Raw genomic sequence first — 19,306 nt, 5'->3', positions numbered from 1 at the left:
GAGTGCACGGCCCACGAATGAGCACCAACGTAGACACCACCGGCACCACCGTGGCCCAGCGCATTGCGCAGGCGTTGCCGCGGCTGACGCGGTCGCATCGCCAGGTGGCCGACTACGTGCTGGAGCACCCGCTGCAGGTCGCCACGCTGCCCATCGATGAGCTTGCGGCAGTGGTGGGCGTGTCGGTTGCCACGGCCAACCGCTTTGCCCGGGCGCTGGATTTCGACGGCTATGCCACCTTCAGGGCCGAGCTCGTGCGCGGCTTCGAATCGCTGGTGGCGCCGGTGGAGCGCCTGCGCGGCAACCTCGAGCATCCGACCACGGTCGCCGAGGTGTTTGCCACCGCGCTGGACGAGAGCCGCCGCAACATCGAAGCCACGCGCCAGTCGCTGGACTACGCGGCATGCGAGGCGGCGGTGCAGCGCATCCTGAAGGCGCGGTCGGTGTACATCGGCGGCTTTGGTGCCAGCGCATGGCTGGCGGGGCTGCTGCAGCACGGCCTGGACGGCAGCTGCAACGACGTTCGAATGCTCTCCAGCGTGAGCGGCGTGACGCATGCGGCGCGCACGCTCATGCATGCGGGGCCGCAGGACCTGTTCATCGGCCTCACCTTTCCGCGCTACCTCACCGACACGGTGGCGCTGGCGCAGATTGCGCGCGGCCAGGGCTGCGCCGTGCTGGCGCTGACCGACAGGCCGAGCTCGCCGCTGGCGCCGCTGGCCGACGTGGCGCTCTATTGCCAGACCGAAACCAGCTACCGGCCGAATTGCGAAACCAGCGTGCTCGCATTGATCGAGGCGCTGACCAGCGCGGTGGCGCTGCGTGCGCCGCGCGCGGTGCAGTCCGCGAGCCGCATCCTGCAAGCGGTGCGCCCCTGGCTGCATGGCGCACAGGGCCTGGCGCGGGCGGAATTTGCCGCACAACCAGCCAGTGCCGCCCCGGCCGGCACCCGAAAGAAAAAGAAGAAATCCTCCTGATGAAGAACAGCAGCAACACCCCGGTCATCGCCATTCACGGCGGGGCCGGAACCATCAGCGCCGCCACGACCAGCGCGGCGCAGGCGCAGGCTTACCACGACGCGCTGCAGAACATCGTGCGCGCCGCACAGGCAGCGCTGCTCAAGGGCGCATCCGCGCTCGACGCCACCTGCCTCGCCGTCGAACTGCTCGAAGAGTGCCCGCTCTTCAACGCGGGCCACGGAGCGGTTTTCACGCACGACGAAACCCATGAACTCGATGCCGCCGTGATGGACGGCGCAACGCTGGCCGCCGGCGCGATTGCCGGGGTCTGCCACATTCGCCGCCCGGTGCGCGCCGCGCGCGCCGTGCTCGAAGACGGCGCCCATGTGCTGCTGGCCGGCGCGGGCGCCGAAGCCTTTGCGCGCGAGCACGGACTCGAAATGGTCGAGCCCTTTTTCTTTTCGACCGAAGCGCGCCGCCAGCAGCTCTACCGCGTGCGCGACACCGGCCGCGTGGTGACCGACCACGAAGGCGCGGCCATGACGCCGCCGCTGGACGAAGACAAGAAGTTCGGCACCGTGGGCGCCGTGGCGCTCGACATGCACGGCCACCTGGCCGCGGCCACCTCGACCGGCGGCATGACCAACAAGCGCGTCGGCCGCATCGGGGACACCCCGCTGATCGGCGCCGGCACCTATGCGGACGACCGCACCGCCGCCGTCTCTTGCACCGGCAGCGGTGAAATGTTCATCCGCGTTTCGGCCGCCTACGACGTTTGCGCGCGCATGGCCTACGGCGGCGCCACGCTCGAAGCCGCCACCCGTGCCGTGGTGCACCAGTCGCTGCCCGCCATCGGCGGCACGGGCGGGCTGATCGCCATCGACCGCCACGGCAACCTGAGCCTCGCCTTCAACAGCGAAGGCATGTACCGCGGTCATGCCCGCGGCGACGACGCCCCTGTGACGGCCATCTTCGCCTGACGCGCACGCACTCTCTTTTCTTCGCATCCCATGTCCTCCCCTGCCCTCGCCCTGCCAGACGGCCGCGTTCTCGCCGTCGACGACCTCACCGTTCGCTTCTCGACTTCGGAGCGCACGGTCGATGCCGTCAAGAAGCTGTCCTTCCACGTCGACCACGGCGAAACGCTTGCGGTGGTGGGCGAATCGGGCTCCGGCAAATCGGTCACCTCGCTCGCGCTGATGCGGCTGGTGGAGCACGGCGGCGGCCGCATCCTCGGCGGGCGCATGGCGTTTCGCCGCCGCAGCGGCGAGGTGCTCGACCTGGCACAGGCGCGCGACGCCGAAATGCGCAACATCCGCGGCGCGGACATCGCGATGATCTTCCAGGAGCCGATGACGTCTCTCAACCCGGTGTTCACCGCGGGCGAGCAGATTGCCGAGGCGATTCGCATCCACCAGGGCAAGAACAATGCGGCCGCGTGCGCCGAAGCATTGCGCATGCTCGAGCTGGTGCGCATACCCGAAGCGCGCAACGTGCTCGACCGCTTTCCGCACCAGCTCTCGGGAGGCATGCGCCAGCGCGTGATGATTGCAATGGCGCTTTCGTGCAAACCGCAGCTGCTGATTGCCGACGAGCCCACCACGGCGCTCGACGTGACGATTCAGGCGCAAATTCTCCAGCTCATTCGAGAGCTGCAGAAGGAGATGCGCATGGGCGTGCTCTTCATCACGCACGACATGGGCGTGGTGGCCGAAATTGCCGACCGCGTGCTGGTGATGTACCGCGGCGACAAAGTGGAAGCCGGCAGTTCCGACACGGTCTTCACCGCCCCCCAGCACCCGTACACCAAGGCGCTGCTGTCGGCGGTGCCCAAGCTCGGCGCCATGCAAGGCACCGACCTGCCCGCCAAGTTCGAATTGCTGCGCACCGAAGGCAGCCCCGACACCGTGCCAATCACCGACACCACGCCGCAAACCACGGTGCGCGAAGAAGCCGGCCCCATCCTGCGCGTGCGCGACCTGGTAACACGCTTCGACGTGCGCAGCGGTTTCTTCGGCCGCGTGAAGCGCCGCGTGCATGCCGTTGAAAAAATCAGCTTCGACCTGTACCCCGGCGAAACGCTGGCGCTGGTGGGCGAATCGGGCTGCGGCAAGTCGACCACCGGCCGTTCGCTGCTGCGCCTGGTCGAAAGCCAGAGCGGCGCCATCGAGTTCGGCGGCCAGAACATCCGCGAACTGCCGACGCGCGAGCTGCAGGCGCTGCGCCGCAATATCCAGTTCATCTTTCAAGACCCGTTCGCGTCGCTCGATCCGCGCGTGACGGTCGGCTTCTCGATCATGGAGCCGCTGCTGATCCACGGCATTGCCAAGGGCGCCGAAGCGCAGCAACGCGTCGACTGGCTGCTGCAGAAGGTGGGCCTGCCGCCCGAAGTGGCGCAGCGCTATCCGCACGAGTTTTCAGGCGGTCAGCGCCAGCGCATTGCGATTGCACGCGCACTCGCGCTCAACCCCAAAGTGGTGGTGGCGGACGAATCGGTGTCGGCGCTGGACGTTTCGATTCAGGCGCAGATCGTCAACCTCATGCTCGACCTGCAGCGTGAACTGGGCGTGGCATTTCTCTTCATCTCGCACGACATGGCCGTGGTCGAGCGCATCAGCCACCGCGTGGCCGTGATGTACCTCGGGCAGATCGTGGAGATTGGCCCGCGCCGCGCCGTGTTCGAGGCGCCCCAGCACCCCTACACCCGCAAGCTGATGGCCGCGGTGCCGGTGGCCGACCCGTCGCGCCGCCACAAGCCTCGCGCGCTGCTCGAAGGCGAAATTCCCAGCCCCATTCGCGCGGTGGGCGACGAGCCCGACGTGCCGCCGCTGGTGCAGGTGGCGCCCGGCCACTTCGTCGCACGGCACGCCGTGGGCGGAGCCTTCTGAGCGACAGGCAGATTTTTTTCAACCCGCAGGCCCTCTCCTGCTTTTTTCCTCGAACCGACTGGAGTTCTTTCCATGAAGCAATCTTCTTCCTCCCTGCGATGGGCATCGGCACTGCTGGGCCTGGCCGCTCTGGCGATGACCGGCACGGCAATGGCCGCGAAAGACGCGGTGCTGTCGATCGGCTACCAGCCCGAAACGCTCGACCCGTACAACACCAACACGACCATCACCACGGCCGTGACCAAGACCTTCTATGAAGGCCTGTTCCAGTTCGACAAGGACCTGAAGGTCCAGAACGTGCTGGCCGAAGGCTACGAAGTGTCGAAGGACGGCCTGGTCTACACCATCAAGCTGCGCCAGGGCGTCAAGTTCCACGACGGCACCGACTTCAACGCCGAGGCGGTGAAGTTCACGCTCGACCGCGTGCTGAACCAGGACAACAAGCTGCTGCGCTACAACCAGTTCAACCGCGTGAGCAAGGTCGAAGCGGTGAATGCCAGCACCGTGCGCATCACGCTGAAGGAGCCCTTCGGCCCCTTCATCAACTCGCTGGCCCACGCCTCGGCCGCAATGATTTCGCCCACCGCGCTGAAGAAGTGGGGCAACAAGGACATCGCCTTCCACCCCGTGGGCACCGGCCCGTTCGAATTCGTCGAGTGGAAGCAGACCGAAGCGGTCAAGGCCAAGAAGTTCGACGGCTACTGGAAGAAGGGCTACCCCAAGGTCGACACGGTGCAGTGGAAGCCCGTGCTCGAGAACAACACGCGCGCAGCCATGCTGCAGACCGGCGAAGCCGATTTCGCGTTCCCGATTCCCTACGAGCAAGCCGAGCTGCTGAAGAAGAGCGACAAGCTCGAAGTGGTGGCCATTCCGTCGATCATCACGCGCTTCCTGGCTTTCAACATGCTGCAGAAGCCGTACGACAACCCGAAGGTGCGCGAAGCCATCGGCTACGCCATCAACAAGGAAGCCCTGGCCAAGGTCGCGTTCGGCGGCTATGCCTTCCCGGCGCAGGGCATGCTGCCGCAGGGCGTGAAGTTTGCCGAGAAGATGGCGCCCATTCCCTACGACGTGAAGAAGGCCAAGGAACTGCTGGCCGAAGCCGGCTACCCGAACGGCTTCGAGTCGGTGCTGTGGAGCGCCTACAACAACACGACCAGCCAGAAGACGATCCAGTTCGTGCAGCAGCAGCTCGCGCAAGTGGGCATCAAGCTGCAGGTGCAGGCACTCGAAGTGGGCCAGCGCACCGAAATGGTCGATGCATGGCCCGACGCCAAGACGGCCAAGGTGCGCATGTACTACACGGGCTGGTCGTCGTCGACCGGCGAAGCCGACTGGGGCCTGCGCCCGCTGTTCGCCTCTGAAGCCTGGGCGCCCAAGCTCAACAACATGTCGTTCTACAAGAGCGAGGTGGTGGACAACGCACTGGCCAAGGCGCTGATTACCGTGGACGACAAGGAAAAGGCCGCGCTCTACAAGACCGCGCAGGAAGAAATCCGCAAGGACCTGCCGCGCGTGCCGCTGGTGACCGAGCAGAACCTGTCGGCGCACTCCAAGCGCCTGTCGGGTGTGTACGTGATGCCTGACGGCAACATCAACATCGACGCCATCTCGATTAATTGACCCACCCCCGAAGCGGCTCACTTCGTGTAGCCGCCCCCCTCAAGGGGGCGACACCTGCGGCCCGGCAAAGCCGGTTCCGCGGTGTCTCCCGATGGGCCCCGAGGCCTTGACGAGGGTTGATTGTCTGTATGCCATGCTGAATTACTTTCTCAAACGACTGTTGGGGCTGATCCCGACGCTGCTCATCGTGGCAGTGCTGGTGTTCCTGTTCGTCCACATGCTGCCGGGCGATCCGGCGCGCCTTGCCGCCGGCCAGGAAGCCGACGAGCAGACCGTGGCCATGGTGCGCGCGGAGCTGGGCCTGGACAAGCCGCTGCCGCAGCAGTTCGTGAGCTTCTTCACCCACATGCTGCAGGGCGACTTCGGCACCTCGATCCGCACGCGGCGGCCGGTGGCGACGGAGATCGGCGAGCGCTTTTTCCCGACGGTGATGCTCACCATCACCAGCATGGTGTGGGCGGTGATTTTCGGCATGGGCATCGGCATTGTTTCCGCGGTGTTCCGCAACCAATGGCCCGACCGGCTCGGCATGACGCTGGCGGTGTCGGGCATTTCATTTCCCGCATTTGCATTGGGCATGCTGCTGATGCAGATCTTCTCGGTTCAGCTCGGCTGGCTGCCCACCGTGGGGGCCAGCAGCTGGAAGCACTACATCCTGCCTTCGATCACGCTGGGCGCAGCGGTGGCCGCCGTGATGGCGCGCTTCACCCGCGCATCCTTCGTCGAAGTGATCCAGGAAGACTTTGTTCGCACGGCGCGCGGCAAGGGCGTGCGCGAGCGCACGGTCATCATCAAGCACTGCCTGCGCAATGCGCTCATTCCGGTGGTGACCATGATGGGCCTGCAGTTCGGTTTTCTGCTGGGCGGCTCGATTCTTGTCGAGGCGGTGTTCAACTGGCCCGGCCTCGGCCGCCTGCTGGTCGACGCGGTGCAGATGCGCGACTACCCCGTCATCCAGACGCTGGTGCTGCTGTTCTCGCTCGAATTCATCCTGATCAACCTGGTGGTCGATGTGCTGTACGGCTACATCAACCCCACCATCCGCTACAAGTGAGGCAGCCGACATGACGCAAGCTTCCGGCGTGTCTGCCGAAATCATCGCTCCGCCCGTGGTGGCGGTTCAAACCGCGGGCAAGGTCCGCACGCCCTGGGGCGAATGCTGGCGCCGCTTCAAGAAGCAGCCGGTGGGCATCGTGGCGGCGGTGTTCGTGCTGCTGCTGGTGTTCGTTGCGGTGTTCGCGCCGTGGATCGTGCCCTTCGACGCGGAGAACTTCTTCGACTACGACATGCTGAACACGGGCCCCTCGGCCACGCACTGGTTCGGTGTCGATCCGCTGGGCCGCGACATCTTCAGCCGCATCCTGATGGGTGCGCGCATTTCGCTGATGGCGGGTTTTCTCTCGGTGCTGGTGGGCGGCTTCGTCGGCACGGCCTTCGGCCTGCTCGCGGGCTACTACGAAGGCTGGTGGGACCGCATCGTGATGCGCATCTCCGACGTGCTGTTTGCCTTTCCGGGCATTCTGCTGGCGTTGGGCGTGGTCGCCATCCTGGGCAGCAGCATGACCAACGTGGTGGTGGCGGTGTCGGTGTTCAGCGTGCCGGCGTTCGCGCGCTTGGTGCGCGGCAACACGCTGGTGCTCAAGCAGCAGACCTACATCGAGGCCGAGCGCAGCATCGGCGCATCGGACTGGACCATCATCGTGCGGCACATCCTGCCGGGCACCATCTCCTCGATCGTCGTGTATTTCTCGATGCGCGTGGGCACGTCGATCATCACGGCGGCCAGCCTCTCGTTCCTGGGCATGGGCGCGCAACCGCCCACGCCCGAATGGGGCGCCATGCTCAGCGAAGCACGCGCCGACATGGTGACCTCGCCCCACGTGGCGCTGTTCCCGAGCCTGGCCATCTTCTTTACCGTGCTGGCCTTCAACCTGCTGGGCGATGCGCTGCGCGACGCGCTCGACCCCAAGATCGACCGCCAGTAAACCGGGGCCTCGCATGCCATCGATTCCGCACATCGGCAGCCTGCCCTCGGGCACGCGCAACGCCATCACCGACGTGCAGGGCGTTTCGGTCGGGCATCGCACGCTGGACGACAACGGCGTGCAGACCGGCGTGACCGTCGTGCGCCCGCATGGCGGTGACGCTTTCCGCGACAAGGTGCCGGCCGCGGCCGTGGTGCTCAACGGCTTTGGCAAGAGCGTGGGGCTGGTGCAGGTCGAAGAGCTTGGCGTGCTCGAAACGCCGATCGCTCTTACCAACACCTTCTCCGTCGGCACGGTTGCGACGGCGCAGATCCGCGACTGCGTGGCGGCCAATCCGGAGTCGGGGCGCTCGCTGCCCACGGTCAATCCGCTCGTCTTCGAGTGCAACGACGGTTTTCTCAACGACATCCAGCGGCTGGCCGTGACCGAGGCCGACTACCTGCACGCACTGGAAAGCGCGGGCGCCGACTTCGAGCAGGGCTCGGTGGGCGCGGGCCGCGGCATGTCGAGCTTCCAGTTCAAGGGTGGCATCGGCAGTGCTTCGCGCTGCGTGCCTTCGCGCCACGGCGGCGTGCACACCGTGGGCGCGCTGGTGCTGGCCAACTATGGCCGGCTGCCGCAACTGGTGCTGGCGGGCCGGGCGGTGGGCGCGCAACTCGCGGCGCAGCTGGCTTCGCAAGAAGCAGCCGCGCAGGCGACCGCGGCGGCCGAGCCGGAAAAGGGCTCGATCATCATGCTCATTGCCACCGACGCCCCGCTGGACGCACGGCAGCTGCGCCGGCTGGCGTTGCGCGCCGGTGCCGGGCTGGCGCGCACGGGCTCGGTTTTCGGCCACGGGAGCGGCGACATCGCACTGGCTTTCTCGACCGCCTACACCGTGCCCGACCGGGCCGAACGGCCGATGCCTGCCGTCGCCATGCTGCACGACAGCCTGCTTGACGATATCTTCCAGGCTGCGGCCGACAGCACCGAACAAGCCATCGTCCACGCGCTGTGGCGTGCCACGGCGGTGACCGGCCGCGACGGCCACCACCGGCGTGCGCTCTCGGAGCTGCTGCCGCCCTCTTCCTTCATCTCTTGATCCGCAGGCCTTGCTCCGCATGAAAGTTCTGATCTCCACCGACATCGAAGGCGTTGCCGGCGTCTACCACCAGGAGCAGGTGCGCCCCGGCAATCCGGAGTTCGAGCGTGCCCGCCTGCTGATGGCGCAAGAGGCCAATGCGGCCATTGCCGGCGCCTTCGAGGCCGGCGCCACCGAGGTGCTGGTCAACGATTCGCACGGCGGCTTTCGCAACATGCCGCCCGACGTACTCGACCCGCGCGCCCGCGTGGTCCAGGGCAAGCCGCGGTACTTGAGCATGGTGGCGGGCGTGGAAGAAGAAGGCGTGCAAGCCGTCTGCATGGTGGGCTATCACTCTCGAGCGCAGGGGCGCGGCATCCTCGCCCACACCATCAACAGCTTTGCGTTCGCGGGCATCTGGCTCGGCGACCAGGAGCTGGGCGAGGCCGGGCTCTATGGCGCGCTGGCCGGTGAATACGGCGTGCCGGTGGTCATGGCCAGCGGCGACGATGTGTTCATCGCCGAGAACCAGCCGGTCTTCCCGCATGCGGTCTTCGTGCAGACCAAGCGGGCCACGGGGTTCAGCAGCGGCGTCTCGCTTTCGCCCGAACAGTCGCGTGCGGCCATCCATTCAGGGGTCAAGCAGGGCCTGGCGGCCAGGGCCAGCGCAGCCCCTTTGGTCTTCAAGGGCCCGCAGGTGGTCACTCTGCGCACCCAGTCACCCGCCATGGCCGATCTTTTCTGCCAATGGCCGTCGTTCGAACGCGTCGATGGTGTGAGCTTGCGTTTCACCGCCGACTCTGTGGAAGCCGCGGTTCGCATGCTGAACTGCTGCTCGGCCATGTCAGCCATGCTGCGCTGAAGCAGCACCCGCACTCTCCCCAAGACGGGAGTGGACAAAACGCGCAATGCCAATGGGCCTTATCCTAGGCCTGCGGAGCACTCGCGCCCTTATCCAGAATAAGCATTCAACCGCCCGGCAACCCGCATGGGCATTGGAGAATAAGCTTATCCGCATAAGGCGCGAACCAAAAAATAGTTTGCTTCCATAAGGCGTGCTTTCAGAATCTCGGCTTCTTGCTGGGGCGCCCCGTTGGACGTGCGGCACCGCACTTCTTCAAGACTCACGATGTACCAATACACAGATTTCGATCGCCAGTTCGTCCACCAACGGGCAGCCCAATACAGAGACCAGCTCGAGCGCTGGCAAAAGGGCAAGCTCGCCGAAGACGAGTTCCGCCCGCTGCGGCTGCAAAACGGCTGGTACGTGCAACGCTATGCGCCCATGCTGCGCGTGGCCGTGCCGTACGGCGAGCTCTCGAGCCGCCAACTGCGCGTGCTGGCCCGCATTGCCCGCGAATACGACGAGCCCGAAGCCGAGGTCTACAAGAAGGCCATCGAGACGCAGGGCCTGCTCGGCAGCCACAAGCTGCCCACGCACTACGCCCACTTCTCGACGCGCCAGAACGTTCAGTACAACTGGATTCCGCTTTCCAAGTCCGCCGACGTGATGGACCTGCTGGCCTCGGTCGACATGCACGGCATTCAGACCAGCGGCAATTGCATTCGCAACATCACCAGCGACGAGCGTGCCGGCATCGCGGTCGACGAAATTGCCGATCCGCGTCCGTTCGCGGAAATCATGCGGCAGTGGAGCACGCTGCACCCGGAGTTCGCCTTCCTGCCGCGCAAGTTCAAGATTGCCATCACGGGCGCCACCGAAGACCGCGCCGCCACCGGCTGGCATGACGTGGGCCTGCACGTGGTGAAGAACGAGGCCGGAGAAATCGGCTTTCGCGTGCAGGTGGGCGGCGGCATGGGCCGCACACCCATCATCGGCACCGTGCTGCGCGAGTTCCTGCCCTGGCAGCAGATCATGAATTACCTCGAAGCGGTGATTCGTGTCTACAACCGCTATGGCCGCCGCGACAACATCTACAAGGCGCGCATCAAGATTTTGGTGAAGGCCGAAGGCCAGCGCTATATCGACGATGTGGAAGCCGAGTACAAGCAGATCATCGAGCACGACGGCGCACCGCACACCATCACGCAGGAAGAGTACGACCGCGTGGCCGCCTCCTTCGTGCCACCGACGCTGGCCACCCGCGTGCTGCAAAGCGCCGAGAAGACCGACGCCGAGCTGCGCGCCCACGCCGCGGACGACGTGCAGTTCGCCCGCTGGCTGGCCCGCAACGTGGCCCCGCACAAGAACCCCGCGCTGCGCGCCGTCACCTTGTCGTTCAAGCGCCTGAAGCAGGCGCCCGGCGATGCATCGGCCGACCAGCTCGACACGCTCGCCGTGCTGGCCGACCGCTTTTCGGCCGGCGAAGCCCGCGTGACGCACGACCAGAACATCGTGCTGCCCTGGGTGCATGCCGAAGACCTGCACGCACTGTGGCTTGCCGCCCGCGCGGCCGGCTTTGCCAGCGCCAACGTGCACCTGCTCACCGACATGATCGCCTGCCCCGGCGGCGACTTCTGCGCGCTGGCCAATGCGCGCTCCATTCCCATCGCCGAAGCCATTACCGAGCGCTACCAAGACCTGGACGAGCTCGACGACCTGGGCGAGATCGACCTGCACATCAGCGGCTGCATCAACTCGTGCGGCCATCACCACAGCGGCCACATCGGCATTCTGGGCGTCGACAAGGACGGCAAGGAGTGGTACCAGGTCACCCTGGGCGGCTCCGACGGTTCCGCGCTCAGCGGCACCCCGCAGGCCGGCAAGGTGGTCGGTCCCTCGTTCTCGGCGGCCGAAGTGCCGGGCGTGATCGAGGCCGTGCTCACCACCTACCGCGACACCCGCGAAAATGGCGAGACCTTCATCGACACGCTGCGCCGCGTGGGCCATGACCCGTTCAAGGCCGCGGCCAACAGTGCGCGCTTCAAGGTGGAGGAAGCAGCATGAACCGCAAGCTGAACATCCTGGCCGCCGAAGAACACATCGACGACGGCGACCCGAAGGTGCTGCAACTGCCGAACGATGCCGACCCGCTCGCCATCGAGGTGTGCCTGGAAGACATCGAGCGCATCGACCTGAATTTTCCGAAATTCACCGACGGCCGCGCCTACAGCCAGGCCTTTCTGCTGCGCCGGCGGCTGGGCTTCAAGGGCGACATTCGCGCCACGGGCGACGTGCTGATCGACCAGCTGGTGCAAATGGAACGCACCGGTTTTTCGAGCGCCGTGCTCAAGGAAGGCGTGGACGCCTCCGACGCGCAGCGCCAGTTCGACCGCTTTGCCGCCTTCTACCAGGGCGACGCGGTGCAGCCGGCGCCGCACTTCGCGGCCAGCAACTGAGCCGGCACAGGAACCTTCGACATGAGCATTGCCACGGACATCGACTTCGCACGCATCAACACCGAACTCGGCCGCAACGCCGAGGGGTTGGTGGACTGGGCAATCGGCCTCGGCCAACCCGCGATCATCACCACCAACTTTCGCCCGTTCGAAGCCGTGATCCTGCACATGGTCACGCGCGCCAAGCGCGATGTTCCGGTGATCTGGATGGACAACGGCTACAACACCGAGGCCACCTACCGCTTTGCCGACGAAGTGACCAAGCAGCTGGGCCTGGACTTGCATATCTACCTGCCGCGCCGCTCGCGCGCGCACCGTGAAGCGGTGGAAGGCCCGACGCCGGCGCTCGACGATCCGCGCCACGCCGCCTTCACCGAAGAAGTGAAGCTGGAGCCCTTTGCCCGTGCACTGCGCGAAACTGCGCCCAAGGTGTGGTTTACGGCGCTGCGCGCCACCGACACGGCAGTGCGCGCGCAGATGGACCCGGTCAGCGTCAACCCCGACGGCCTGATCAAGGTTGCGCCGCTCTTGCACTGGTCGTCCAAGGATTTGTACGAATACTGCGAAGCGAACGGCCTGCCTAACAACTTCGACTATGTGGACCCGACCAAGGGCGAAGACAACCGCGAATGCGGCTTGCATCTTTCGCACTGAACGATCGATCTCCGCATCCAGGACCCCCTCCGATGAACGCCCGTACCGAAGCCGAACTCTTGCAGCCCTCGATGCATTCCCCTGCGCACCTGTCCAACACGCACCTCGATGCGCTCGAGGAAGAAACCATCTTCATCCTGCGTGAAGTCGCGGCCGCCTTCGAGCGCCCCACCCTGCTGTTCTCGGGCGGCAAGGATTCGCTGGTGCTGCTGAAGTGCGCCGAAAAAGCCTTCGGCGTCGGCCGCATTCCTTATCCGCTGCTGATGATCGACACGGGCCACAACTTCCCCGAAGTCACGGCCTATCGCGACCAGCGCGCACAAGAACTGGGCGCCGAGCTCATCGTGCGCAGCGTCGAAGACTCGATGGCGCGCGGCACCGTGCGCCTGGCCCACCCGGGCGAGTCGCGCAACGCGCACCAGTCGGTCACGCTGCTCGAAGCCATTGAAGAATTCCGCTTCGACGCGCTGATCGGCGGCGCCCGCCGCGACGAGGAAAAGGCGCGCGCCAAGGAGCGCATCTTTTCGCATCGCGATTCATTCGGCCAATGGCAACCCAAGGACCAGCGCCCCGAACTGTGGACGCTGTTCAACACCCGACTGGCCCCGGGCGAGCACTTCCGTGTGTTCCCCATTTCGAACTGGACCGAGCTCGACGTGTGGCAATACATCGAGCGCGAGCACGTCGGCCTGCCGTCGATCTACTACACGCACAAGCGCGAAGTGGTCGAGCGCCGCGGCCTGCTGGTGCCGGTGACCGAACTCACCCCGCCGCGCGACGGCGAAACGGTGCAGGTGCGCGACGTGCGCTTTCGTACCGTGGGCGACATCACGACCACCTGCCCGGTCGAGAGCCTCGCCGCCGATGCGGGCGACGTGGTGCTCGAAACGCTGTCGGTCGAAGTCAGCGAGCGCGGCGCGACGCGCATGGACGACATGACCTCCGAAGCCTCGATGGAAAAACGAAAGAAAGACGGTTACTTCTGATGAGCGCAACGACCACTGCAAACCCCGCTACCGCCGAAATCCACGGCGACACCGGCACCGCCCTGCGCTTCATCACCTGCGGCTCGGTGGACGACGGCAAGAGCACGCTCATCGGCCGACTGCTGGTCGACAGCAAGACCGTGCTGCAAGACCAGCTGGCCGGCGTGCAGCGCGGCGGCGAAACCGACCTGGCCCTGCTTACCGATGGCCTCTCGGCCGAGCGCGAACAGGGCATCACCATCGACGTGGCCTACCGCTACTTCTCGACCGCCAAGCGCAAGTTCATCATCGGCGACGCGCCGGGCCACGAGCAGTACACCCGCAACATGGTCACCGCCGCTTCGGCCGCCGACGCCGCCGTGGTGCTGGTCGACGCCACCAAGCTGGCCTGGGCCGCCGAGGTGGAAGACGGCACCGTGGTCAAGCGCGAGCTGCTGCCGCAAACCCGCCGCCACACGCTGCTGACCCATCTGCTGCGCGTGCAGTCGATCGTGTTCGCGGTCAACAAGCTCGACGCCATCGACGATGCCGCCCTGGCCTTCGAGCGCATTTCGACCGCGCTGAACGCCTTTGCCGAAGCGGCCGGCGTGCAGGTGGCCGCCATCGTGCCGATCTCGGCCCTCAAGGGCTGGAACGTGGCCACGCGCCATGCCAACTGGGTAGGCTACGAAGGCCCGAGCCTGCTCGAACTGCTCGAGGAACTGCCGGTGACCGTGCAGGACGAGGCCGTGCCCTTCGCCTTTCCGGTGCAGTGGGTCGAAAAATTCTCTTCCTCGGCCGACACCTCGCAGGGCCGCCGCGTGTTCTGGGGCCGCGTAGCCTCGGGCCATGTGGAACCCGGCCAGCGCGTGACCGTGCTGCCGAGCAACCAGACCGCCACCGTCGCCCAGGTGCTGAGCCACACGCGCCAGCCGAAAGCGGTGCATGCGGGCCACAGCGCCGGCATCGTGCTCGACCGTGAAGTGGACGTGTCGCGCGGCGACTGGCTGCTGGCGCCCGAGGCCTTCGAGCCGGTGCGCGAAATCACCGCCACCGTGGCCTGGCTCGACGACGAGCCGCTGGTTGCGGGCCGCGTCTACTGGGCGCTGCAGGGCCATCGCTGGGTAAAAGCCAAGGTGGCGCGCATCGTCGACCGGGTGAACATCACGACGCTCGAATCCGAGCCACGGCGCAGCTGGAGGCCAATTCCATCGGCGACGTGGTGCTTGCGCTGCAGCAGCCGCTGGCCGTTCTGCCCTTCACCCAATCGCGGGCATTGGGCTCGCTGGTGCTGGTCGATACGGCCACCCACAAGACCGCTGCGGCCGTGCTCGTGCAGCCTGCCGCCGCAAAGGCCTAAAATCTCGGGTTTTCCCGACCTACACACTGACGCTAAAAGACAAATGACCCACGTCGTCTCTGAAGCCTGCATCCGCTGCAAATACACCGACTGCGTGGACGTATGCCCCGTGGATTGCTTCCGCGAAGGTCCCAACATGCTGGTGATCGACCCGGACGAATGCATCGATTGCGCGGTTTGCATTCCTGAATGCCCGGTCAATGCGATCTACGCCGAGGAAGACCTCCCGGCCAACCAGATTGCCTTCATCAAGCTCAACGCCGAGCTCGCGCTGGCCGACGGCTGGAAGAGCATCACCAAGCGCAAGCCGGCACTGCCCGACGCCGAAGAGTGGAAAGACAAGACCGACAAGATCGGCGAACTGGTCCGTTGAACCCGGCAGGCGCAGCCCCCATCGAAACCGACGCGCTCATCATCGGCGCCGGTCCGGTCGGGCTGTTCCAGGCCTTCCAGCTCGGCCTGCTCGAGATTTCCTGCCACATCGTCGATGCGCTGCCCGCCGCGGGCGGCCAGTGCTTGGCGCTCTACGGCGACAAGCCGATCTACGACATTCCGGGCACCCCGGTCACCAGCGGGCGCGATCTTGCGCAATCGCTGCTGCAGCAGGTGGCGCCGTTCAAGCCGCAGTTCCACTTCGGCGAGCAGGTCGCCACCCTCGCCCGCCAGGCCGATGAGCGCTTGCTGCTGACGACCTCGGCAGGCAAGGCTTTCCTGGCCAGGACCGTGTTCATCGCGGCCGGCGTCGGCGCCTTCCTGCCCAAGCGCATTGCCATCGAAGGCATTGCGCAATTCGAAGGCAGCGCGCTTTTCTACCACCCCGACTCTCTGGACCGCTTTGCGGGACAGACCGTGGTGGTGAATGGCGGCGACGACATTGCGCTGCAAACTGCCATCGCTCTCACGGCCATCGCCAAACAGGTCACGCTGGTGCACCGGCGCGACGGCTTTCAGGCCGACGAAGGCCTCGTCGCTTCGATGCGTGCGCTGGTCGCCGAAGGCAAGCTGGCGTTCAAGGTGGGCCAGCCCACCGCCTTCGACGGCAAGCAACTGCAGATCACCACCCCAGACGCAACGACTGTCGACCTGCCGCTCGACGCGCTGGTCGCCTGCCTTGGCATTTCGCCCCGCCTCGGCCCCATTGCCGATTGGGGCCTGGAGCTCGAGCGCAAGCAGGTGCCGGTCGACACCGAAAAATACGAAACCCGCGAACGCGGCGTGTTCGCGGTGGGAGACATCAACACCTACCCGGGCAAGAAGAAGCTCATCGTCTGCGGCTTCCACGAGGCCACGCTGGCCGCCTGGGGTGCCGCCGCCCTGGTGTTTCCGGGCAAGGCGATTCCGCTGCAGTACACGACGACCAGCACGCGGCTGCATGAGCTGCTGGGCGTGGCTGGCACTTCCCGCTAAAAACCGCTGAAGCAGGCGGCGGGGCCGAGTGGCCCTCTATCGCCCAGAAACCCAACCGACCAGCCAGTTCAATCAGCAGCCAAGCGCTTGAACACCGCCTGAAGCAGGCCGAGATTGGACGCATCCGCAGACACGGCATCTCGACGGAAAGAACTGCTGTCGTAGGGTGAATAGCTGTTGACGGGGTTGTCGATGGCGGGGCGCACCGGCACGACATAGGTGCGAAGCTTCCCATCGAAGCTGTACCGCTCGTTGTAGCGCGGTAGAGGTGTCAGCACCGAGTTGGCTGCCAATGTGTTGGCAAGATGGCGCCTGATGCTTTCCGTATTGACGCCATAGGCGCCCACACTCTCTACGACAACGCTCTCCGGTCCGGTGCGAGCAGCCAATTTCTCGACGGCGAGACTTTCATTTGCCGCTCGGCCGACGGCCTCACCTGCAACGGCGGAAGTCACCGTGAAGAGCGAACTGGCGCAGAGGACGATTGCCGTGCGACCAAAAGGGAAATCCAAACTCATCAAGAACTCCTCGCCTGGACGGCACCACGAAAGTCGACGTTATAACTGAACGCCGCAATTTTTCAGCCATTCGCTGCCCGGGAGCCTAAAATACTCGTTCGCTAGGGGTGCTAGGGCGGCTCGCCGTCCCTGCTGAGAAAGTCCCTTTGAACCTGATTGCGCCTCTCATTCATTTAAGAGGCCCGAGGTAATCCTCGCGCAGGGAAGCTGGTCCGGCGGCCTGTCGCGTTGTCTCGCGCGATGGCTCCGCCGCCGGAGCCTCGCCCACCTGCCAAACCTTTTGCACTGGAGCAACTGGATGGCACACGACGATAGTTTTTCTTCCGCCAACGAGGCGCTGACGCCCTTGCCGGCGTCGCAGCGCGTGTTCGGCTGGCACGACCACGCATCGCTCTGGTTCAGCCTGGGCGTGGGGCTGCTGGTGATGCAGATCGGCGCCTACCTGGTGCCGGCGGTGGGCACGCGCGATGCGGCCATTGCCATCGTGCTGGGCTCGCTGCTCGGTGCGGGCTTGTTGGCCTGGACGGCGCGGCTGGGCTGCGAAACCGGGCTGGCAAGCGCCGGGCTGATGCACGCGACCTACGGCAGCGCCTTCGCGCGGCTGCCGGTGCTGCTCAACATCGTGCAGCTGGTCGGCTGGACCACCTTCGAGCTGGTGATCATGCGCGAGGGCACGCAGGCCATCGGCCAGCAGGCGTTCGGGCTCACACTCACCGGGCCGCTAGGCAGCGCGCTCACCACCCTGCTCTGGGGCGCTGTGCTGCTTGCGCTGCTCGCAGGCTCCATGGTCAAGCTGGTGCGTCGCTTCGTGAGCCGCTTCGGCCTGCCGCTGGTGGTGCTTTCGCTGGTATGGCTCACCTGGCAGTTCGCAACGCGGCTGGAGGCAAAGGGTCTTGAAGCCTTCTGGGCCCGGCCGGGCGCCGGCGGCATGGGCATGTTCAGCGCGCTCGACCTGGTGATTGCGATGCCGGTGTCGTGGCTGCCGCTGGTGGCCGACTATGCGCGGCACGGCAAGCGCAATGCCAACGGACGGGGTGGCCTCGGCAGCGCATTCACCGGCACCTGGCTCGGCTACGCGCTGGCCAACATCTGGTGCTACGCGCTCGGCGTGATGGTGGTGAGCGTGGCGGAGCCGGGCACCGGGCTGGTCACCGCCCTGCTGCTAGCGCAAGGCGGCCTGGTGGCGCTCGGCCTCATCCTCATTGACGAGCTCGACAACGCGTACGGCGACGTGTACTCGGGTGCGGTGTCCACCCACAGCCTGCTGCCGCGCTGGAGCGTGCGCCGCTGGGGCCTGCTGATCGCGGCGCTGTGCACCGGGCTGGCGCTGGTGCTGCCCATGCACACGCTCGAGCCATTTTTGCTGATGCTGAGCTCGGTGTTCGTGCCGCTCTACGGCGTGATCCTGGGGCGACTGGGCACGGGCCGGGCCATTGCATCAGTCGGCAATAACCGCCGCGTCGACCTTGGCGCCGCGCTGATCTGGATTGCCGGCATCGCGGCCTATCACGCTGCCGCCAAGTGGGCGCCCCAGTTCGGCGCCGCGCTTCCGACGCTGGGGGCCACCTTCCTGCTGGCGTGGCTCAGCCGGCCCAAGCCGGCATCTACAACAACGGCAGGCGGTGCGTCGGCACTGGCGCAAAACCGTGGTTGAGCGGACCGTGTCCCTCGCCGATGCGCACGCGCGCACCGGCGGCCATGGCGCCGAGCACGTAGGCGCGCGCGCGCTCCACGGCCTCGGGCAACGCCAAGCCCAGCGCCAGGTGCGCGGCAATGGCGGACGACAGCGTGCAGCCGGTGCCATGCAGGTTGCGGCTCGCAATGCGGGCCGAGGCCAGGCGCTTGCGCATACCGCCGCGCCCCAGCAGCACGTCGACCACTTCGTCGCCAGGCAAGTGGCCGCCCTTGAGCAGCACGGCCTGTGCGCCAAGCGCCAGCAGTTCTTCGGCCGCCTGGTCGAGCGTATCGATGCCGTCGATGGCATGGCCGATGAGCAAGGCGGCCTCGTCGAGGTTGGGCGTGACGACCACGGCGCGCGGAAACAACTCGCGCACCAGTACCTGCACGGTCTCGGCGGCAATCAGGCGGTCGCCGCTGGTCGCGACCATGACCGGGTCGAGCACCACGTTGGGCAGCCGGTAGTGATCGATGGCCCAGGCCACCACCTCGACCACCTCGGGCGCATGCAGCATGCCGAGCTTGACCGCATCGACGCCGATGTCTTCGACCACCGCCTGGATCTGTGCCTTGAGAAATGCGGGTGGCACGCTCTGAATGCCCGAAACGCCCAGCGTGTTCTGCGCGGTGAGCGCGGTGATGGCCGTCATGCCGTAGCAGCCGAGCGCCGCGAAGGTCTTCAGGTCGGCCTGGATGCCCGCACCGCCGCCGCTGTCGGAACCGGCAATCGAGAGCACGCGCACGTAGCGCTGGGGCGCTCGGGGCGCGTTTGGGTGTGCAGCTTGGGTCATGCTGAAAATTATCGGCGACTCGCCTTGCCTTGCTCCCTCCTCCCGGGGAGGGTTGGGGTGGGGGCAAGCGGCGTATGCATCGGGCGCTCTGACCGCCCCCATCCCGACCTTCCCCAAAG

Annotated in this window: 17 protein-coding genes and 1 pseudogene; 16 read left to right on the top strand and 2 right to left on the bottom strand. The window is 66.1% G+C overall.

The window, feature by feature from the left end; all coding sequences use genetic code 11:
- The first annotated feature begins 17 nt into the window (after nt 1–17).
- The 15 genes and pseudogenes from M0765_RS22670 to M0765_RS22600 all read left to right on the top strand — a co-directional run bounded on the left by M0765_RS22670 (nt 18) and on the right by M0765_RS22600 (nt 16,201).
- Nucleotides 18–977 carry a MurR/RpiR family transcriptional regulator gene (locus M0765_RS22670; protein WP_258506018.1) on the top strand — a complete coding sequence of 320 codons (960 nt, stop codon included), beginning with the start codon at nt 18–20 and terminating at the stop codon, nt 975–977.
- Nucleotides 977–1,939, top strand: coding sequence for an isoaspartyl peptidase/L-asparaginase family protein (locus tag M0765_RS22665; protein WP_258506017.1), 963 nt, complete (start codon nt 977–979; stop codon nt 1,937–1,939). The genes M0765_RS22670 and M0765_RS22665 overlap by 1 nt, the downstream gene beginning before the upstream one ends.
- Before the next feature lie 30 nt (nt 1,940–1,969).
- A complete protein-coding gene (locus tag M0765_RS22660; RefSeq protein ID WP_258506016.1) occupies nt 1,970–3,847 on the top strand; it encodes a dipeptide ABC transporter ATP-binding protein in 1,878 nt (625 codons plus the stop codon).
- 72 nt (nt 3,848–3,919) lie between these two features.
- Nucleotides 3,920–5,470 (top strand): glutathione ABC transporter substrate-binding protein GsiB, encoded by a 1,551-nt coding sequence (gene gsiB / locus M0765_RS22655; protein WP_258506015.1) that lies wholly within the window; start codon nt 3,920–3,922, stop codon nt 5,468–5,470.
- Between the two features lie 133 nt (nt 5,471–5,603).
- The gene (gene gsiC / locus M0765_RS22650) at nt 5,604–6,524 is read left to right on the top strand and encodes a glutathione ABC transporter permease GsiC (RefSeq protein ID WP_258506014.1); all 921 of its coding nucleotides are present in this window, start codon (nt 5,604–5,606) and stop codon (nt 6,522–6,524) included.
- A 10-nt stretch (nt 6,525–6,534) separates the two neighbouring features.
- Complete coding sequence (gsiD, locus tag M0765_RS22645) at nt 6,535–7,455, top strand: glutathione ABC transporter permease GsiD (protein WP_258506013.1); 921 nt, start codon at nt 6,535–6,537, stop codon at nt 7,453–7,455.
- A gap of 13 nt (nt 7,456–7,468) precedes the next feature.
- Nucleotides 7,469–8,536: a DmpA family aminopeptidase gene (locus tag M0765_RS22640; RefSeq protein ID WP_258506012.1), complete on the top strand. Its 1,068-nt coding sequence runs from the start codon at nt 7,469–7,471 to the stop codon at nt 8,534–8,536.
- Nucleotides 8,537–8,555: 19 nt separating this feature from the next.
- Complete coding sequence (locus M0765_RS22635) at nt 8,556–9,377, top strand: M55 family metallopeptidase (RefSeq protein WP_258506011.1); 822 nt, start codon at nt 8,556–8,558, stop codon at nt 9,375–9,377.
- Between the two features lie 267 nt (nt 9,378–9,644).
- Complete coding sequence (locus tag M0765_RS22630) at nt 9,645–11,423, top strand: nitrite/sulfite reductase (protein WP_258506010.1); 1,779 nt, start codon at nt 9,645–9,647, stop codon at nt 11,421–11,423.
- On the top strand, nt 11,420–11,815 hold the full coding sequence (locus M0765_RS22625) for a DUF934 domain-containing protein (RefSeq protein ID WP_126746440.1): 396 nt from the start codon (nt 11,420–11,422) through the stop codon (nt 11,813–11,815). Before M0765_RS22630 ends, M0765_RS22625 begins: the two co-directional genes overlap by 4 nt.
- A gap of 21 nt (nt 11,816–11,836) precedes the next feature.
- A complete protein-coding gene (locus M0765_RS22620) occupies nt 11,837–12,469 on the top strand; it encodes a phosphoadenosine phosphosulfate reductase domain-containing protein (RefSeq protein ID WP_258506009.1) in 633 nt (210 codons plus the stop codon).
- A gap of 32 nt (nt 12,470–12,501) precedes the next feature.
- Nucleotides 12,502–13,455 carry a sulfate adenylyltransferase subunit CysD gene (gene cysD / locus M0765_RS22615; RefSeq protein WP_258506008.1) on the top strand — a complete coding sequence of 318 codons (954 nt, stop codon included), beginning with the start codon at nt 12,502–12,504 and terminating at the stop codon, nt 13,453–13,455.
- Nucleotides 13,455–14,794 (top strand): annotated as a pseudogene (locus tag M0765_RS22610) (sulfate adenylyltransferase subunit 1). The gene cysD and the pseudogene M0765_RS22610 overlap by 1 nt, the downstream one beginning before the upstream one ends.
- Before the next feature lie 43 nt (nt 14,795–14,837).
- Entirely contained in the window at nt 14,838–15,167 is a 330-nt protein-coding gene (gene fdxA, locus M0765_RS22605; RefSeq protein WP_055806301.1) for a ferredoxin FdxA, read from the top strand.
- Nucleotides 15,164–16,201: an NAD(P)/FAD-dependent oxidoreductase gene (locus M0765_RS22600; protein WP_258506007.1), complete on the top strand. Its 1,038-nt coding sequence runs from the start codon at nt 15,164–15,166 to the stop codon at nt 16,199–16,201. The genes fdxA and M0765_RS22600 overlap by 4 nt, the downstream gene beginning before the upstream one ends.
- Before the next feature lie 68 nt (nt 16,202–16,269).
- On the opposite strand, the gene M0765_RS22595 is transcribed toward M0765_RS22600, so the two are convergent.
- Nucleotides 16,270–16,719 carry a hypothetical protein gene (locus M0765_RS22595; protein ID WP_258506006.1) on the bottom strand — a complete coding sequence of 150 codons (450 nt, stop codon included), beginning with the start codon at nt 16,717–16,719 and terminating at the stop codon, nt 16,270–16,272.
- A gap of 298 nt (nt 16,720–17,017) precedes the next feature.
- On the opposite strand from M0765_RS22595, the gene M0765_RS22590 reads away from it, so the two are divergent.
- The gene (locus tag M0765_RS22590) at nt 17,018–18,373 is read left to right on the top strand and encodes a purine-cytosine permease family protein (RefSeq protein WP_258506005.1); all 1,356 of its coding nucleotides are present in this window, start codon (nt 17,018–17,020) and stop codon (nt 18,371–18,373) included.
- On the opposite strand, the gene thiD is transcribed toward M0765_RS22590, so the two are convergent.
- On the bottom strand, nt 18,324–19,187 hold the full coding sequence (gene thiD, locus M0765_RS22585; RefSeq protein ID WP_258506003.1) for a bifunctional hydroxymethylpyrimidine kinase/phosphomethylpyrimidine kinase: 864 nt from the start codon (nt 19,185–19,187) through the stop codon (nt 18,324–18,326). The two genes, M0765_RS22590 and thiD, sit on opposite strands and share 50 nt — an antisense overlap.
- Between the last annotated feature and the right edge of the window lie 119 nt (nt 19,188–19,306).

Source organism: Variovorax sp. S12S4 (genome assembly GCF_023195515.1).
Lineage (GTDB): Bacteria > Pseudomonadota > Gammaproteobacteria > Burkholderiales > Burkholderiaceae_C > Variovorax.
This window is presented reverse-complemented; position numbering and strand designations above follow the sequence as displayed.

Excerpts from the sequence above, each read along its gene's own strand:
- fdxA (WP_055806301.1), top strand. The coding sequence starts at position 14,838 with ATGACCCACGTCGTCTCTGAAGCCTGCATCCGCTGCAAATACACCGAC.
- M0765_RS22595 (WP_258506006.1), bottom strand. The coding sequence starts at position 16,719 with ATGAGTTTGGATTTCCCTTTTGGTCGCACGGCAATCGTCCTCTGCGCC.
- M0765_RS22670 (WP_258506018.1), top strand. The coding sequence starts at position 18 with ATGAGCACCAACGTAGACACCACCGGCACCACCGTGGCCCAGCGCATT.
- M0765_RS22590 (WP_258506005.1), top strand. The coding sequence starts at position 17,018 with ATGGCACACGACGATAGTTTTTCTTCCGCCAACGAGGCGCTGACGCCC.
- gsiB (WP_258506015.1), top strand. The coding sequence starts at position 3,920 with ATGAAGCAATCTTCTTCCTCCCTGCGATGGGCATCGGCACTGCTGGGC.
- M0765_RS22635 (WP_258506011.1), top strand. The coding sequence starts at position 8,556 with ATGAAAGTTCTGATCTCCACCGACATCGAAGGCGTTGCCGGCGTCTAC.
- M0765_RS22620 (WP_258506009.1), top strand. The coding sequence starts at position 11,837 with ATGAGCATTGCCACGGACATCGACTTCGCACGCATCAACACCGAACTC.
- cysD (WP_258506008.1), top strand. The coding sequence starts at position 12,502 with ATGAACGCCCGTACCGAAGCCGAACTCTTGCAGCCCTCGATGCATTCC.
- M0765_RS22630 (WP_258506010.1), top strand. The coding sequence starts at position 9,645 with ATGTACCAATACACAGATTTCGATCGCCAGTTCGTCCACCAACGGGCA.
- M0765_RS22660 (WP_258506016.1), top strand. The coding sequence starts at position 1,970 with ATGTCCTCCCCTGCCCTCGCCCTGCCAGACGGCCGCGTTCTCGCCGTC.
- gsiD (WP_258506013.1), top strand. The coding sequence starts at position 6,535 with ATGACGCAAGCTTCCGGCGTGTCTGCCGAAATCATCGCTCCGCCCGTG.
- M0765_RS22640 (WP_258506012.1), top strand. The coding sequence starts at position 7,469 with ATGCCATCGATTCCGCACATCGGCAGCCTGCCCTCGGGCACGCGCAAC.
- M0765_RS22665 (WP_258506017.1), top strand. The coding sequence starts at position 977 with ATGAAGAACAGCAGCAACACCCCGGTCATCGCCATTCACGGCGGGGCC.
- thiD (WP_258506003.1), bottom strand. The coding sequence starts at position 19,187 with ATGACCCAAGCTGCACACCCAAACGCGCCCCGAGCGCCCCAGCGCTAC.
- M0765_RS22625 (WP_126746440.1), top strand. The coding sequence starts at position 11,420 with ATGAACCGCAAGCTGAACATCCTGGCCGCCGAAGAACACATCGACGAC.
- gsiC (WP_258506014.1), top strand. The coding sequence starts at position 5,604 with ATGCTGAATTACTTTCTCAAACGACTGTTGGGGCTGATCCCGACGCTG.